General features: G+C 72.4%; 9 protein-coding genes and 1 pseudogene. 8 read left to right on the top strand and 2 right to left on the bottom strand.

Annotated elements, in window-relative coordinates:
• The first annotated feature begins 264 nt into the window (after positions 1-264).
• The 5 genes from ABZ930_RS07915 to ABZ930_RS07895 all read left to right on the top strand — a co-directional run bounded on the left by ABZ930_RS07915 (position 265) and on the right by ABZ930_RS07895 (position 6,898).
• The gene (locus ABZ930_RS07915) at positions 265-1,347 is read left to right on the top strand and encodes a phytanoyl-CoA dioxygenase family protein (protein ID WP_361543218.1); all 1,083 of its coding nucleotides are present in this window, start codon (positions 265-267) and stop codon (positions 1,345-1,347) included.
• The gene (locus ABZ930_RS07910; protein WP_361543215.1) at positions 1,329-2,639 is read left to right on the top strand and encodes a DUF6271 family protein; all 1,311 of its coding nucleotides are present in this window, start codon (positions 1,329-1,331) and stop codon (positions 2,637-2,639) included. Before ABZ930_RS07915 ends, ABZ930_RS07910 begins: the two co-directional genes overlap by 19 nt.
• The gene (locus ABZ930_RS07905) at positions 2,636-4,414 is read left to right on the top strand and encodes a condensation domain-containing protein (protein ID WP_361543212.1); all 1,779 of its coding nucleotides are present in this window, start codon (positions 2,636-2,638) and stop codon (positions 4,412-4,414) included. The genes ABZ930_RS07910 and ABZ930_RS07905 overlap by 4 nt, the downstream gene beginning before the upstream one ends.
• A 1-nt stretch (position 4,415) precedes the next feature.
• Positions 4,416-5,687, top strand: coding sequence for an MFS transporter (locus ABZ930_RS07900; RefSeq protein WP_361543209.1), 1,272 nt, complete (start codon positions 4,416-4,418; stop codon positions 5,685-5,687).
• Positions 5,688-5,773: 86 nt separating this feature from the next.
• Positions 5,774-6,898, top strand: a complete 1,125-nt coding sequence (locus ABZ930_RS07895; RefSeq protein ID WP_361543475.1) for an IS630 family transposase — start codon at positions 5,774-5,776, stop codon at positions 6,896-6,898.
• 10 nt (positions 6,899-6,908) lie between these two features.
• Here ABZ930_RS07895 and ABZ930_RS07890 read toward each other — a convergent pair whose 3' ends face one another.
• On the bottom strand, positions 6,909-7,226 hold the full coding sequence (locus ABZ930_RS07890) for an immunity 53 family protein (RefSeq protein WP_361543206.1): 318 nt from the start codon (positions 7,224-7,226) through the stop codon (positions 6,909-6,911).
• A 129-nt stretch (positions 7,227-7,355) separates the two neighbouring features.
• The gene (locus tag ABZ930_RS07885) at positions 7,356-8,021 is read right to left on the bottom strand and encodes a TetR/AcrR family transcriptional regulator (RefSeq protein WP_361543203.1); all 666 of its coding nucleotides are present in this window, start codon (positions 8,019-8,021) and stop codon (positions 7,356-7,358) included.
• Positions 8,022-8,102: 81 nt separating this feature from the next.
• Here ABZ930_RS07885 and ABZ930_RS07880 point away from each other — a divergent pair.
• From ABZ930_RS07880 to ABZ930_RS07870, 3 genes and pseudogenes are all read left to right on the top strand, one after another.
• Positions 8,103-9,607 (top strand): annotated as a pseudogene (locus tag ABZ930_RS07880) (monooxygenase).
• Between the two features lie 448 nt (positions 9,608-10,055).
• Complete coding sequence (locus tag ABZ930_RS07875) at positions 10,056-10,529, top strand: hypothetical protein (protein ID WP_361543200.1); 474 nt, start codon at positions 10,056-10,058, stop codon at positions 10,527-10,529.
• 2 nt (positions 10,530-10,531) lie between these two features.
• Positions 10,532-14,362, top strand: a complete 3,831-nt coding sequence (locus ABZ930_RS07870; RefSeq protein WP_361543197.1) for an ATP-binding protein — start codon at positions 10,532-10,534, stop codon at positions 14,360-14,362.
• Positions 14,363-14,376 lie beyond the last annotated feature (14 nt).

The raw sequence follows: 14,376 nt of genomic DNA, 5'->3' as shown, positions 1-14,376 counted from the left end.
GGACCTTAGAGCGACGCCACGGAATTTGTCTAGACCAGAGAGGCGTCATGGGTGCCGGTGGCCTGAATGACTCGTTCTGCGGCTCAAACAGCGCTCAAATGGCCTTCAAATGGGGGTACTTGACAGAGCTCGCGGTCTAGACCAGTGTTCGATCGCTCCTTCATCCCGCTTCTCCCACCGGGCTGACGGCGGAGCGGAGCGCTGCCACGGCCGTGCCGTGCGCGAGCCAGCCGAACCACCGCCGGACGTCGCAGAAGGAACCCCATGCCCACCACAGCGCCCGCCCGCTCCCGCCGGCCCCGCCTGCACCGCGCCGCCACCGACCGGCCCTACTTCAGCGCCGACGGCGAGTCCTACCTCGCCCAGACCGCCCTGCGCGAACTCGACAAGACGCGTCCGTTACGGGTGCTGTCCGCTGATCAGTTCGCCCACTGGCAGACCTACGGCTACGTCGTCGTCCGCGAAGCGATCCCGGCCGCATCCGCCCGTCGGCTGCTGGACTTCACCTGGGAGTTCCAGGGCCTCGACCCCGACCGGCCGCAGACCTGGTTCGAGGACCGGCCCTGGCGCTCCCGGCTCGACCGGCAACTGCACATCTACGGATTCGTGGAGGCCTACCACCACCAGTTGCTCTGGGACAGCCGCCAGAACACCCGGGTGTACGACGCCTTCGTCGACGTATGGGACTGCGAGGAGCTGTGGGTCACCCTCGACCGGCTGAACCTCAACCCGCCCAACCGCGGCAATCGCGACCGCGCCCTGATCGATCCCACCGACCGCGGATTCGACATCGAACTGCACTGGGACATCGACACCACCCTCGGGATCCCTCCGCAGCGGGTGCAGGGCATCATCGCCCTCAACGAGACCAGCCCCGAGACCGGCGGCTTCCAGTGCAACCCCGAACTCTTCCGCCGCTTCGACCAGTGGGCCCCGCTCCAGCCCGCGGACCGCGACCCGCTGCGCCCGGACGCCGACCGCGACGCGTTTCCCGTCGTCAGGCCCGAACTGCACCCCGGCGACCTGCTCATCTGGAACGGACTCCTCGCGCACGGAGTGGCCCGCAACACCTCGGACGACGGCGTGCGGGCGGTGCAGTACCTCTCGATGATGCCCGCGCTGGAGGAACACGACCGCCTGCGCACCTCGCGCGTCGAGTCCTGGCGCCACCTGCGCACCCCGCGCTGGAACCGCACCCTCGTCGGCGACCCCGTACGGCACGAGTCCCAGCGCTACCCGACCGCCGAACTCGACGACCTCGGAAGCCGGCTGCTCGGGCTCACGTCCTGGCACGAGCCGCGTCCCGCCACGAACGCCGAGGAGCGCGCGTGCGCCGCATCTGCCTGACGCTCCCCACCGACCGGCCCTGCGCCCCGGCCATCGCCGACGTCGCCCGTGAAGCGGCGTACGGAGCCCGCGCCTTCGGCGTCGAGGTCCACGTCCTCGTCCTGGACTCCGCCTCCGCCGCCGCGCGCGCCGAACACCGCACGGTCGTCGACGACCTGGCACCCGCACCGGGCGTCGTCGTCCACCACCTCGACGAGCAGGCACAACGCGTCGTGCTGCGGGACATCGCCGCCACCGCCGCGCCCGCCGACGCCGCCCGACTGCTCGACCTGCTGCTGCCCGCCGGAGTCTCGTACGGCGCCTGCACCGACCGCGCGTTCCTGATCGCGGAGACACTCGGCTGCGCCTCGGTGCACCGCCGGGACTCCGACAGCGGCTACCAGGAACATGCCGGAGAGACCGTCTTCCCGATCCACCACGAGCTCGCCTTCCTCGACACCGTGGCGGCCGACGCCGCCTCACATGTGTCGGCCCGCAGGCTTCGTCCAGGCGCGCGGGACCGCCGCGTGGCCCTGGTGGGAGGGTCGTTCATCGGCGAGATGTCCGTCGACCTCGACGGGATACGGCAACGCGACCCCGCCGCCTACGAGCGGATCCTCACCCTCACCGTGCCCGACGACTACCCGGAGCTGTGGCGAGCCACCCTCGCCGCCGACTCCTTCCGCGGCGGCGGAACGACACCCTTCAGCGAAGACCGCACCACCCTCACCAGCGTCCCGCCCACCCGCGTCGACATGTGCAACATCGCCCTGTCGCGCGCGGTGTACGCGAGAGTCCCCCTGCCCCCGGCCAGGGACACCGTCGGCAGCGACTACTTCCTCCTGCACGCGGTGCACGCGGCCGAGCTGCCCGGCGTGCTCCACAACCGGCACATCGTCAACCACCACACGCCGGACCGGCGCACCGACGCGGCGTTCCTCGCCTACCAGGTCAGACTCGCCAAGTACTTCCTGGCCGTGCCACGCCTCCACGAGATCCACACCGCCCTCGCGGCCGCGGGCCCCGACCTGCTCGACGAGCACGGGCGGATACGGACCGCCGCCGTCGCCGACGCGGTACGCCTCGGCGCCGCCGACCCGCGCCCGCAGGACGCCCGCCGGCTGGACACCCTCGACGCCGTCCTCCGGGGCCTCGACGGACGCTGGACCGAGGCAGCCGACCTGCTGGGGGACCGCCGGGACCACCTGCTCGCCGAAGCACGCACCGACCTGGCGGACTTCGCGTTCCTGCTGGACGCGTGGCCCGCGCTGATCCGGTCCGCCCGCGCCCGGGAGACGGTGAGCGCACGATGACGGAAGTGACTCCCGAAGTGTGCGCCCCCATCGACAGGGAACACACGCACACCGTTCCCTACAGCGCGGGCGTCGCCCGCCGCGGCCCGCTCGCCCTCGGGCAGACCAACATGATCCGGTGCATCCTGCGCGACGACCCCGTGCAGATCAACATCCACGACGTGTGGCCCGCACCGGACGGCACCTCCGTGGCAGCCGCCCTCGACGCCCTACGTGTCCTCGTGGAACGGCACGAGGCCCTGCGCACCACCTTCCCGCACCGCCCCGGCGATCTGCCCGGCGAACAACACGTCGCGTCCGAGGGCGCCTTCGAGGTCACCGAGCGCCCGCACCCAGCCCTCCCCGAGGCACCGCACCGGTACGCCGAATTCGTCGCCCGGCGGGCCCGCCACGGCCGCTTCCGGCTCGACCGCGACTTCCCGCTGCGCCTCACCCTGCTCACCCATGACGGAGCCGTCACCCACGTCGCCCTCGCCGCCAGCCACGCCGCGGTCGACGGCACCGCACTCGCGATCCTGCACGACGAATGGCGCACCCTCGTCACGGGCACCACCCTCGCCGCCCCGACCGCCCGCACCCCGCTCGACCTCGCGGCCGACGAGACCTCGGCTGCGGGACACCGCAAGAGCGAGGCCTCCCTGGGCTACTGGGAACGGGTCCTGCGCACCGCGCCCCAGGCCATGTTCGCCGAACCGCGCCTGCGCGCCGGCGACCACAGCACCGCACAGCTGTCCCTGCGGTCGGCGCGGGCCGGACGGGCCCTGCGCGCCGTCGCCGCCCGCACGGGAAGTCCCGCCCCGACCGTCCTGCTCGCGGCCTGGTGCACCCTGGCCGCCCACCGGGCGGGACAGCGCACCTGCGTCGCCGCGGCACCGACCTCGAACCGGAACCGGTCCGGGCTCGCCCGCAGCGTGACCACCCTCTCCCAGGACGCCCTGCTCAGCCTCGACATGAGCGGCCCGACCTTCGACGCGGTACTGCGCAGGACCTGGGGCGCGGCCCTCGACGCCTACCGGCACAGCAGGTTCGACTCCGTGCGGCTCTGGCAGATGATCGACTCGGTCACCCGTGAACGCGGCAGCCGCTTCGCCCGCGACGTCGTGTTCAACGACGTGAGCAGCGTGCCCGCGACCTCCGTCGGCACCGCGGCGGTGGACCGGGACGACGAATCCCACGAACTCACCCTGGTCTGGGGCCCCGAGCAGGACCTGCCCACCCGTCTGCTCACCTTCGTCCACGCGATCGAGCCGGAGCTGCGCCTGTCGCTGTGGGCCGACTCCGCACTCTTCACCCGTGAGGAGGCCGAGGCCCAGCTCACCGGACTCGTCCGTCTGCTGGAGGCCGTCGCGCACGCGGACGTGCCGCTGGAAGACCTCACCGACGTCACCGGCGTACGTCCCGCGGCGCGCGACGCGAACTGGCACCGGGTCGACGGCTGCTGGATCTCCCGCACCGCCGTCGAGCGGGCGGTGAGCGACGCGGCCGGCTCGCTCCCGGCCCACGTCGCCGTCACGGACGAACCCGACGGCACCGGCCCGGAGGGCGGGAACGACAGCCGGCTGGTCGCCTTCGTCGCGGCGGCACCCGACGGCCGCGCCGCGACCCCGGGCGACCTCCACACCGCGCTGATGAACCAGGTCGCCCTGCGGTCCGAACTCCTCGCACCACACCACTACGTGATCGTCGCCCACGCCCCGCGCGAGGCCACCGACACCGCGGCGTGGCATCGGTTGCCCGTACTCACCGAAGGGAACGGCCGCCCACGGCCGATGTGACATGACCACCGACGACGCCCCCGACGCGCAGCCGCCCAGCCCCTGGCGTTCGGCACCCTTCCGCCTGTTCTTCACCGCACGCAGCGCCTCACTGCTGGCCGACGGCATGCTGATGGTCTCGCTGACCACCGCCGTGCTCGCCACGGGCTTCGGCCCTTCGGGCGTCGGCTACGCGCTGGCGGCGTGGATGGCCCCCATCGTCCTGCTCGTCCTCGTCGGGGGAGTGCTGGCCGACCGCTTCTCTCCGCAGACGACGATGGTCGCCGCCGATGTGCTGCGCATGTTCGCCATGCTGCTCATGGCCGCACTCCTCGCCTTCGGCGATCCGAGGCTGTGGCAGATCATGACGCTCATGGCGCTCAGCGGCGCCGCGACGGCGCTGTTCCAGCCCGGCCTGGCCGGCCTCGTACCGCAAGTGGCCCAGGACATCCAGCGGGCCAACGCCCTGCTGCGGGTGTCCGAGGCGATGAGCGCCCTGCTCGGTCCCGGACTCGCCGGCCTGCTCGTCGCCTACTGGGACGTCGCCGGGTCCTACACGGTGATCGCCCTCGCCTACGCGGTCAGCGCCCTCGGCCTGCTTCCCCTGCGCCGCTTCGCCCCCGAACACGACGAGGAGGCAGCGCCCATCTGGCACCGACTGGCCGTCGGCTGGCGGGAGTTCCGCTCCCGCGACTGGCTGTGGAGCGTCATTCTCATCTGGTCGGTGTTCGGACTGTTCGTGTTCGGCCCCGCGCTACCGCTGGGGGCCGCGCTCATCACCGAGCAGCACGGCGCGAGCGGATACGGCTGGATCGCCTCCGCCGACGGCGCGGGCACGATCATCGGCGGCCTGCTCGGGCTGCGCGCCCGCCCCCGCCGACCGGTCGTCGCCGGGGCGGCGGCGATGCTGATGTTCGCGCTCAACCCCCTGGCTCCCGCGCTGGGCTGGTCCTTCACCGCCACTGCGGCAGCCCATGTGCTGGGCGGGTGCGGGTTCGCCTTCTGGGGGGTGATGTGGGCGACGAGCGTCCAGACGCACATCCCGCTCGCCGTCCTCAGCCGGGTCTCCGCGTACGACGTCGCCGGCTCCATCATGGTCATCCCGCTGGGTCGTGCCCTGTCGGGACCGGCCGCCGAGACGTTCGGCGCGGCGCACGTCCTGGAGTTCTCCTCGGCGGTCGCTGTCGTCCTCCTCGCGGTCATGCTGATCGTCCCCGCCGTGCGGCGTCTGGGGCGTGAACCCGCGGAGGCAGTCTCCACGGATGCGGCCCGACTGGCACCGGCCGACGGCTAGTGCTCTGACCGGGAAGGTTCGCCGGGTTGGCGCTTCTGGCGGTTGGATGTGCGGTGACATGCGTCCGTCCGCTCGTTGGGGGTGTGGTGGCTGAGCCTGTCCGTGTGCGCAGGTTGACCGACCAGGAGGGGCAGAAGCTGCAGCAGATCGTGCGCCGCGGCAGCACCAGTTCGGTGCGCTACCGGCGCGCGACGATGCTGCTGGGCTCTGCCGGCGGGAACAGGGTCCCGGTGATCGCGCAGCTGGTGCAGGCGGACGAGGACACCGTCCGCGACGTGATCCACCGGTTCAACGAGATCGGCCTGGCCTGCCTGGACCCTCGATGGGCGGGAGGCCGTCCCCGCCTTCTCAGTCCTGACGACGAGAACTTCGTCGTCCAGACGGCCACCACCCGCCCGACCAAGCTCGGTCAGCCCTTCACCCGCTGGTCGATCCGCAAACTCGCCGCCTACCTGCGGAAAGTCCACGGCCGCGTGATCCGGATCGGCCGCGAAGCGTTACGGTGCCTGATCGCCCGCCGCGGCGTCACCTTCCAGCGAACCAAGACATGGAAAGAGTTACCCGACCCCGACCCCGACCGCGATGCGAAGCTCGACCGCGTCGAGCACGTCCTGGAGCACTTCCCGGACCGGGTCTTCGCGTTCGACGAGTTCGGCCCACTCGGCATCCGTCCCACCGCCGGCTCGGGCTGGGCCGAGCACGGGCACCCCGAGCGGCACCCGGCGACCTACCACCGCACCCACGGCGTCCGCTACTTCCACGGCTGCTATTCCGTCGGTGACGACACCCTGTGGGGCGTCAACCGCCGCAAAAAGGGCTCTGCGAACTCGCTGGCCAGCCTCAGGTCGATCCGCGCTGCCCGCCCGGACGGCGCCCCGATCTACGTCATCCTGGACAACCTGTCCGCCCACAAGGGTGAGACGATCCGGCGTTGGGCCAGGAAGAAACGCGTCGAGCTGTGCTTCACTCCGACCTACGCGTCCTGGGCCAACCCGATCGAGGCCCACTTCGGACCGCTGCGGCAGTTCACGATCGCCAACTCGAACCATCGCAACCACACCGTCCAGACCCGGGCCCTGCACGCCTACCTGCGCTGGCGCAACACCAACGCCCGCCACCCCGATGTGCTCGCGGCCCAGCGGAAGGAGCGCGCTCGCATCCGCAGCGAGAAGGGCATCCGCTGGGGCGGCAGACCCGCGCTCGCGGCGTGAGTTGCTCCGATCAGAGCTCTTCCGCGATGTTCTTGGACGCCCAGGTCCGGAACAGCGAGAGAGCCTCGGTCAGATTGCCCGGCCCACAAGCGACGTGAAACGTCTGCTCAGACGTCCACGCCATCACCCAGTCGTGCTCGCCCCGAGTAACCCGCTGACGCGGATGCTCCCGGTCGGCCAACTCCGTCTCCTCAAGATTGATCTTGACGAGCCACCCCGGGTTGTCGAGCGTCTCGATCCTCACACCCCACTCGTGCTCCCAGTCGCCATCGCACTGCAACGCGTACCAGGTCTGCAACCACTCAATGACGTGCTCGGATTCGGACATGCACGCGATGTTAAGCGAACCACAGGGGCGCCGAAGGACCCGGTGAACCTTCCTGGTCACGGCACTAGACGTCCTGTCCGGGAGCGGCTCAGGAACCGTCCGCGGTTCGAGCACGAGCGAGTACCTGCATCAGAGGCGCGCCTTCAGCCCCTCGACGAGCAGGTCGAGGCCGAACGCGAAGTTGCGGTCGAAGTCTGGGCTGGTGAGCGCCGACAGGGCGCGGTTCAGGTGGGGGTAGTCGCTCCCTGACGTCACGGCGTTCCGCAGCTTCTCCACGCCGGTCGTGCCGCCGTTCTCCGGGTCGGTGGCGGCCTGCTCCTCCAGGGTGTGGCCGACGGTGAAGTTGGCCACGGTGTACAGAGACAGGGCCGCGTCGTCGTCGGAGAAACCTGCCTCGCGCAGGATGCCGACAAGTGCCTCCGCGAAGCCGAGGACGCCGACACCCGTGGAGTGCGTACCCGCGAACACACGCGCCCCGTCCCGGCGGGCGAGCAGGGCTTTGCGCAGGGCGTGCGCGAGTGTGGCGAGCCGTTCGCTCCACGAGGCGTCGTCGGTGCCGACGGCCGACGCCGTGACCCCTTCCATCATCTGCTCCGACATGGCGGTGAGCAGTTCCTGCTTGGTCGCGTAGTAGCGGTACAGCGCTCCGGCCTGCACGCCCATCGCGTCGGCGAGCCGCCTCATGGTCAGGGCGTCGAGGCCCGACCGGTCCAGCAGGTCGAGGGCTGTTCGCACGGTGAGCGCGCGATCGATCCGGGAGGGGCGGCCGCGGGCCGGGGTTGACGGAGAGCTCATGGATCTCACTATAGTGAACAGCGTTCACGTGAACGCTGTTCACTAATTCTGGGGTGCGCAATGAGCGAGAGGGCGACGCCGATGGACGTCGATGTGATCGTCGTGGGAGCGGGGCCGACCGGGCTGATGCTCGGGTGCGAACTGGCGCTCGCGGGCGTACGGACGCGGATCGTGGAACGGCGCGCCGCACCACAGCAGGACTCGCGGGCGCTGAGCCTGCATCCCCGCAGCGTGGAGCTCATGGACCAGCGCGGACTGCTCGACCGGTTCCTGCCGCACGGCCGCACCGTGCCCGGCTGGCACTTCGCGCAGCTCCCCACTCACCTCGACTTCTCCGGGCTGGACACCCGGCACGGCTACACGCTGTTCGTCGCCCAGGCCCGCACCGAGGAGGTGCTGGCCGAGCGGGCGCACGAACTGGGTGTGGAGATCGTGCGCGGACACGAGGTCGTCCGGCTGAGCCAGGACGACGACGGAGTCGAGGCGGAGCTCCGAGGGCCCGGGGGCACCGAAACGGTCCGCGCCCGGTACGCGGTCGGCTGCGACGGCGGCCGCAGCATGGTGCGGCAGGCCGCCGGCATCGCGTTCCCGGGCACCGACGACACGCTCCAGGAATGCTGGGCGATTTCGCGGCCGTGGACCCAGACCCCGCCGTCCTGGACGCCGCCCGCGCCGGGGGCGTACTGGTGGCGCCGATGGAAGGCGGCGTGACGCGGCTGGTCCTCATCGACCCGGACCGCATGCGGGTGCCGAGCACGGAGCCGGTGACCCTCGACGAGTTCCGCGAGTCCCTGCGGCGGCAGTGCGGCTCCGACTGCGGGGTCACCGAACCCCGCTGGCTGTCCCGCTTCGGCAACGCCACCCGCCTTGCCGACACCTACCGCGCCGACCGGATCCTGCTGGCCGGCGACGCCGCCCACATCCACTTCCCCGCCGCGGGGCAGGGCCTCAACACCGGCCTGCAGGACGCGATGAACCTCGGCTGGAAGCTCGCCGCCGCAGTGCACGGATGGGCGCCGCCCGGCCTGCTGGACAGCTACGACACCGAGCGGCGCCCGGTCGGCCGGGCGGTCACGGAGAACACCGAGACACAGACACTGCTCGCGGAACTCACCCTCGTCCCGCAGTACGAACGCCCCGCCGCCGGCCTGCGCCGCCTCTTCGACGACCTTCTGCACATGGACGAGGTCAACCGCGCCCTCGCCTCGAGGATCTCCGGCCTCGCAACCGCCTATCGGCCGACCGAACCCGGGGCCGACCCGCTGGTGGGACGGCGCATGCCCGACATCGGGATCAAGGCCATCGAGCCCGCGACACGTGTGTACGACCTGCTCCCCGCAGCCCGGTTCGTCCACCTCGACCTCACGGGCACCCCGGACACCGCGGCGTCCATCGACGAGGGCTGGTACTCACGGATCACCACGACGACCGTGACCTCACACGACGACCACGCGGAACTGCGGGGACTCACCGAGATCCTGGTGCGCCCCGACGGACATGTCGCCTGGGCGACACGCGCCACCGACACCGCGGCCAGGTCCGCCGAACGACACGCCGCGCTGACGGCCTGGGCCGGAACACCGTAAAGAGACGCCAAGGTCGTCGCCCCGCTCGCAGGGGGAACACTCCGGGGGCCAACCGCACAGCTTCCCGGATACCACATCACCCCTGTGAATCCTGCCCACTTGAGGCCACCAGCGCGACCACGAAAGCCAATTGCGCCTACCAAGGGACGGGACCGCAAGGCATTTCGCCTTCACCACCGAACCGCAGCACCTGCGGTGCCAGCCTCCCAGGGGGCCCGGATCCGGCCCGTCGCCGACATCCCGCCCACCATCCCGCTCACGCCGCGCGAACTGGAGGTTCTGCGGCTCATCGCGGGCTGTGCGGGTCCGACACCGCGGGCTACGACCACTGGGAACATCGGAATCAATCATCCGGCCCCGCCTCGCCCGTCCCGGGCTAACCTGGTTCAGGACAGGCGGAGTCGGGTCTCCCGGGGCCGCCCGCCACATCGGAGTCGGGGGAGGACGGATGTTGGCCGAGTCACTGACGGCGCTCGCCGGCGCGGGGGCCAGCTCGCTGATCGGAGCCATGGCCACCGACCTGTGGCAGGGCGCCCGCGGCGGGATCGTCCGGCTCTTCGGGCGGGGCGGCGAGGCCCGTGGGGAGGCGATCGGCGCGCAGCTCGACGAGGACGCTTCCCTCGTCCGCACCGCCGAGCCCGCCGGCGCGGACGAGATCCGGGCCGAGCTGCTTCCCGTATGGCGTCGGCGGCTGCTCCTGCTGCTGGAGGAACACCCCGAATCCGAGGGCGAGTTGCGGGAACTCGTCGCCCGCGTACAGGACGGCCTGCCCGCCGAACGCAAGGTGTGGACGCAGTCGAACACCGCCCGCGACCACGGCACCGTCTTCGCCGTGCAGAGCGGCAACCTGCACTACCACCAGGCGGCCGAGGGACAGGCGCCACCGCCCGCCGACGAAGACGGCGCGGACGGCACCGGCTGACCGTGGACCTCCCCGACGAGGTCCACCAGCAGGTCCACGCTGTCGCCGGCTTCGCCTACGGCGCGGTCGGCGCCGACATCCACGTCTTCGGCGACGGCACCCCCGTCTACCTGCTGTACGCGCGCGACACCCACGGCGCCGCCGACGGCCTGCGGCGGGACTCCGCCTGGCTGCGCGCCCAGCCCAGCAGGATGCTCGACGCCCGCAGCGAGATCGTGGAGTTCACCGGCCGCGAGCCGGAGCTGGACCGGCTTCGCGCGTGGCGCGACCAGCCCGCGCAGACGGCCGTGCGGTGGCTGCACGGACCCGGCGGCGCCGGCAAGTCCCGCCTCGCGGCCCGCTTCGCCGCCGAATGCGCCGACGCCGGCTGGCTCGTCGTCGACGCCGTGCACGGCACCGACACCCATCCGCCCGCCGAGGGCAGCCAGGACCTGCGCACCGACCACCGTCCCGGGGTGCTGATCCTCGTCGACTACGCCGACCGCTGGCCGGACGCCCACCTCGCCTGGCTCTTCCACAACGGCCTCCTGCGCGGCGAACTCCCCGCGCGCGTCCTGCTCATCGCCCGCTCCGTACGGCCCTGGCCCGCCCTGCGCGCCCAGCTCGGCCGCCGACGGCGCCCCACCGATCTCTCCGACCAGCCGCTGGAGCCGCTGGCCGACTCCGGCCGCCAGGGGGAGCGCGCCCGGATGTTCGACGCCGCCCGCCGGGGCTTCGCCGCCCACTACCCCGACCCCGGTGCCCTCGGAGCCCTCCGCCCGCCCCACGAGGACCTCGCCCGCCCCGACTTCGGGCTGACCCTGGCCGTCCACATGGCCGCGCTTACCGCCGTCGACGCCCTCGCCGCCGGCCGGGAACCACCCGAGGACCTCGCCGGGATGACCGCCTACCTCCTCGATCGCGAGCACGAGAACTGGCGCCGCCCCGACGCGCACGTCCCGGGCACCCCGGTCGCGGACGCCGCCGCCGACGAGCGCCGCGGACTTGACCTCGCCCGCACCGTCTTCACCGCCGTCCTCACCGGCCCGCTGCGCCGCGACGCCGCCCGCCCCCTGCTGGACCGCCTCCTGTTACGGACCCCGGCCGACCACGCCCTGACCGCCCACGCCGTGCACTACCCGCCCACCGACCCGGCGGCCGCCCAGGTACTCGAACCACTGCTCCCCGACCGGCTCGCCGAGGACTACCTCGCCCTCACCCTCCCAGGGAGCCCCGTCACCGGATACCCGACCGACCTGTGGTCGGTCACCGGCGCGACCCGCATCCTCCAGCGCGACGCGGGAGCCGCACCACCCTGGACACCCCGCGCCCTCACCTTCCTCATCGCCGCCGCCGAGCGCTGGCCGCACGTCGGCCCCGCCGTCCTCTTCCCGCTGCTGCGCCGCGACCCCGCCCTCGCCGTCCGTGGCGGCGGCGCCGTCCTGGCCGCGCTCGCCGCCCTCGACTCCGTGGACCTCGACGTCCTGGAGGCCATCGAACCGCTGGTGTCCTCGCGCGACGTACGGGTGGAGACGGGCACCGCGGCCCTGGCCTCGCGCCTCGCCACCCATCGCGTCGAAGGGTCCACCGATCCTTCGGAACGGGCCCGGTTGCTCCGTGACTTGGTCGCCGCACACCTCAAGGCGGACCGAAGGATCGACGCGCTGGCGCTCATGGAGGAGGTCGTACGGCTCACCCGGGAGACGGCCCGACAGGGTCCGGTGCACCGGCCCGACTACGCCGACGCCCTCCTCAATCTGGGCGGCCTCTTCATCGGGGAAGTCGCCCCCGAGCGCCAGGTCGAACTCCTCCGCGAGGCCATCGGGCTGCTGGAGCAGGACGCGGTGGACGCCAAGTTCCTGGGCTCCCTGGCCCAGGCGCACACCCGGCTCGCCTTCGCGCTCTGGCGGACCGGGGCCCCGGCGGCCGCCCACGCCTCCGTGGCCGAGGCACAGCGTCTCTTCGGGGAGATCCTGGACCGCGACCCCCTGCTGTATCTCGCGCTGGCCACGGACATGAACAGCCTGGAGATGGTGAACGGCTACCTGCTGGCCAAGTCCGGGCGCTCGACGGAGGCCGCCGAAGGCGCGGGCCAAGTGGTCGAGTACCTGACCCAGATGGCGGATCTCGACCCGGCCGGCCACGGGGAGGAACTCGCAGGCGCGCTGTACACCCAGAGCCTGCACCTGTGGGACGCCGGGCGGCACGCCGAATCCGTCGACGCGCTCCTGAGATCCATCCGCCTCTACCGCCAACTCGCCGAGGTGGGAGCCCGCTTCCAGGACCTCCTCGCCGCCCGCCTCGACGATGCCGCGGCCAAGCTCATCTCCCTGGAGCGGCACACCGAGGCCACCGCGATCGTCGAGGAGAGCCTCGCCCTGCACCGAAAGCGTCTCGCCCGCCTTCCGGACACGACAGACGGCCGAGACGCAGCCGACGCGGAACACCGTGCCATCGGCACCGCGCTGCTCTATCTGCGGGAGCGGCGCGGCGCCGACCGCCTGGCCTGGGGAACGCCGGCCGAGATCGACGCGGTGGCCGAGCGGCTCGTACAGGCAGCAGACCCGGCGGCGCTCTGGAGCCTCATGCAAGCGGTCCCCGTCACCGACGCGCTGCGGATCGCCCACCGCCGGCCGCCCGAGCACTGGGCCCCGCCCGAGGACCCCCGTGGTCTGGTCGCCCGGCTCACCTCGCGGCGCCACCGGCCGCGGGCCGCCGAGCGCACGGCCCGCGCCGCCGCGGAGCGGGCCGTGTGGCGGCTGCCCGACCGAGGGGACCCGGGCACGGCCGGTCAGACGGGTGCGGGTCTGCTGTCCTTCGCCCCCGAAGGGCCGGGGCGGGCGCCGGTCTTGGCCCGGGAGGCGTACCTGCCCGGCGGGGCGCACCCCGACGGCGTGTTCTCCACGCGCATCGACGTGTACGACCTCCGTTCCCGCTCCGTGCTCTGGTCCGCCGACCACCACAGCTCCGGCTCCACCGCCGTGACCTGCCTCGGCGCCGACGCGGTCGTCACCCTGAGCACCCAGCCGTACCGGGCGGAAACGGAACTCGTCCTCTACGGGCCGCACGGGGCGGAGGCCCTCGCACAGGGTCGGGCCCTCAACGGGGCCCGGATCTTCGCCACTTCGCGCTTCTTCGTCGTCCTGCTGTGCGGTACGACGGCTGTCCTGGTCGGCACGCACGACGGTCGCCTCGAGGAGGCCGACCTGTACGACGGCCTCGGTCTGGAGGACGTCACCGTCCATGCCGTCGACCCCACCGGCGAGCGCCTCCTGCTGGCGGACCGGCGCCGCGTGCTCCTCACCGACGCCGCCCTGGAACCGCTGTCGGACGGCGGCTGGTGGGGGGTGCCCGAGCAGCACGGCACGGTCGAGTCCGCGGTGTTCCTGTCTTCCGAGGAGTTCGTCACCGCCGCGTCGACCGGCGGCGTGTACCTCTTCCAGCAGGAGTCCGACCGGCCCGCGGTGACCGCCTGGCACGCCGGGCCGCCGCTGGAGGACCTGATCGCCGTCCCCGGATGGCGCGTCGTCGGCGGCCGGTCCCGCGACGGGGCGGAGGCGCACTTCCACGACGCGGTCGCCCTCGCCCCGGTACCGGCGCCACGCCAGCTCGCGAGGGCGTCGGGCGAGGACCCGCCCCGCTTGCGGGCCGCCTCGCCGGGAGGCCGCCACGTGGTCCACGGCTCGACCGTGCACGACCTCGGCGACCCCCTCTCCTTCCTGGACAGGCCGCTCGCCTCCCTCACCCCGGCAGACCGGGGGCTCCTCGGCGACTACCTCGACCGGGGGAGGGCGCCCTCGGCCGCGATCCGGGAACTGCTGGAGCTCGTACGGGACCTCGGGTCCCCCACGTGACCGCCACCGAGCCA

The sequence above is a fragment of the Streptomyces sp. NPDC046716 genome (genome assembly GCF_040645755.1).
GTDB lineage: Bacteria > Actinomycetota > Actinomycetes > Streptomycetales > Streptomycetaceae > Streptomyces.
This window is presented reverse-complemented; position numbering and strand designations above follow the sequence as displayed.

Excerpts from the sequence above, each read along its gene's own strand:
- ABZ930_RS07915 (WP_361543218.1), top strand. The coding sequence starts at position 265 with ATGCCCACCACAGCGCCCGCCCGCTCCCGCCGGCCCCGCCTGCACCGC.
- ABZ930_RS07905 (WP_361543212.1), top strand. The coding sequence starts at position 2,636 with ATGACGGAAGTGACTCCCGAAGTGTGCGCCCCCATCGACAGGGAACAC.
- ABZ930_RS07900 (WP_361543209.1), top strand. The coding sequence starts at position 4,416 with ATGACCACCGACGACGCCCCCGACGCGCAGCCGCCCAGCCCCTGGCGT.
- ABZ930_RS07890 (WP_361543206.1), bottom strand. The coding sequence starts at position 7,226 with ATGTCCGAATCCGAGCACGTCATTGAGTGGTTGCAGACCTGGTACGCG.
- ABZ930_RS07885 (WP_361543203.1), bottom strand. The coding sequence starts at position 8,021 with ATGAGCTCTCCGTCAACCCCGGCCCGCGGCCGCCCCTCCCGGATCGAT.
- ABZ930_RS07875 (WP_361543200.1), top strand. The coding sequence starts at position 10,056 with ATGTTGGCCGAGTCACTGACGGCGCTCGCCGGCGCGGGGGCCAGCTCG.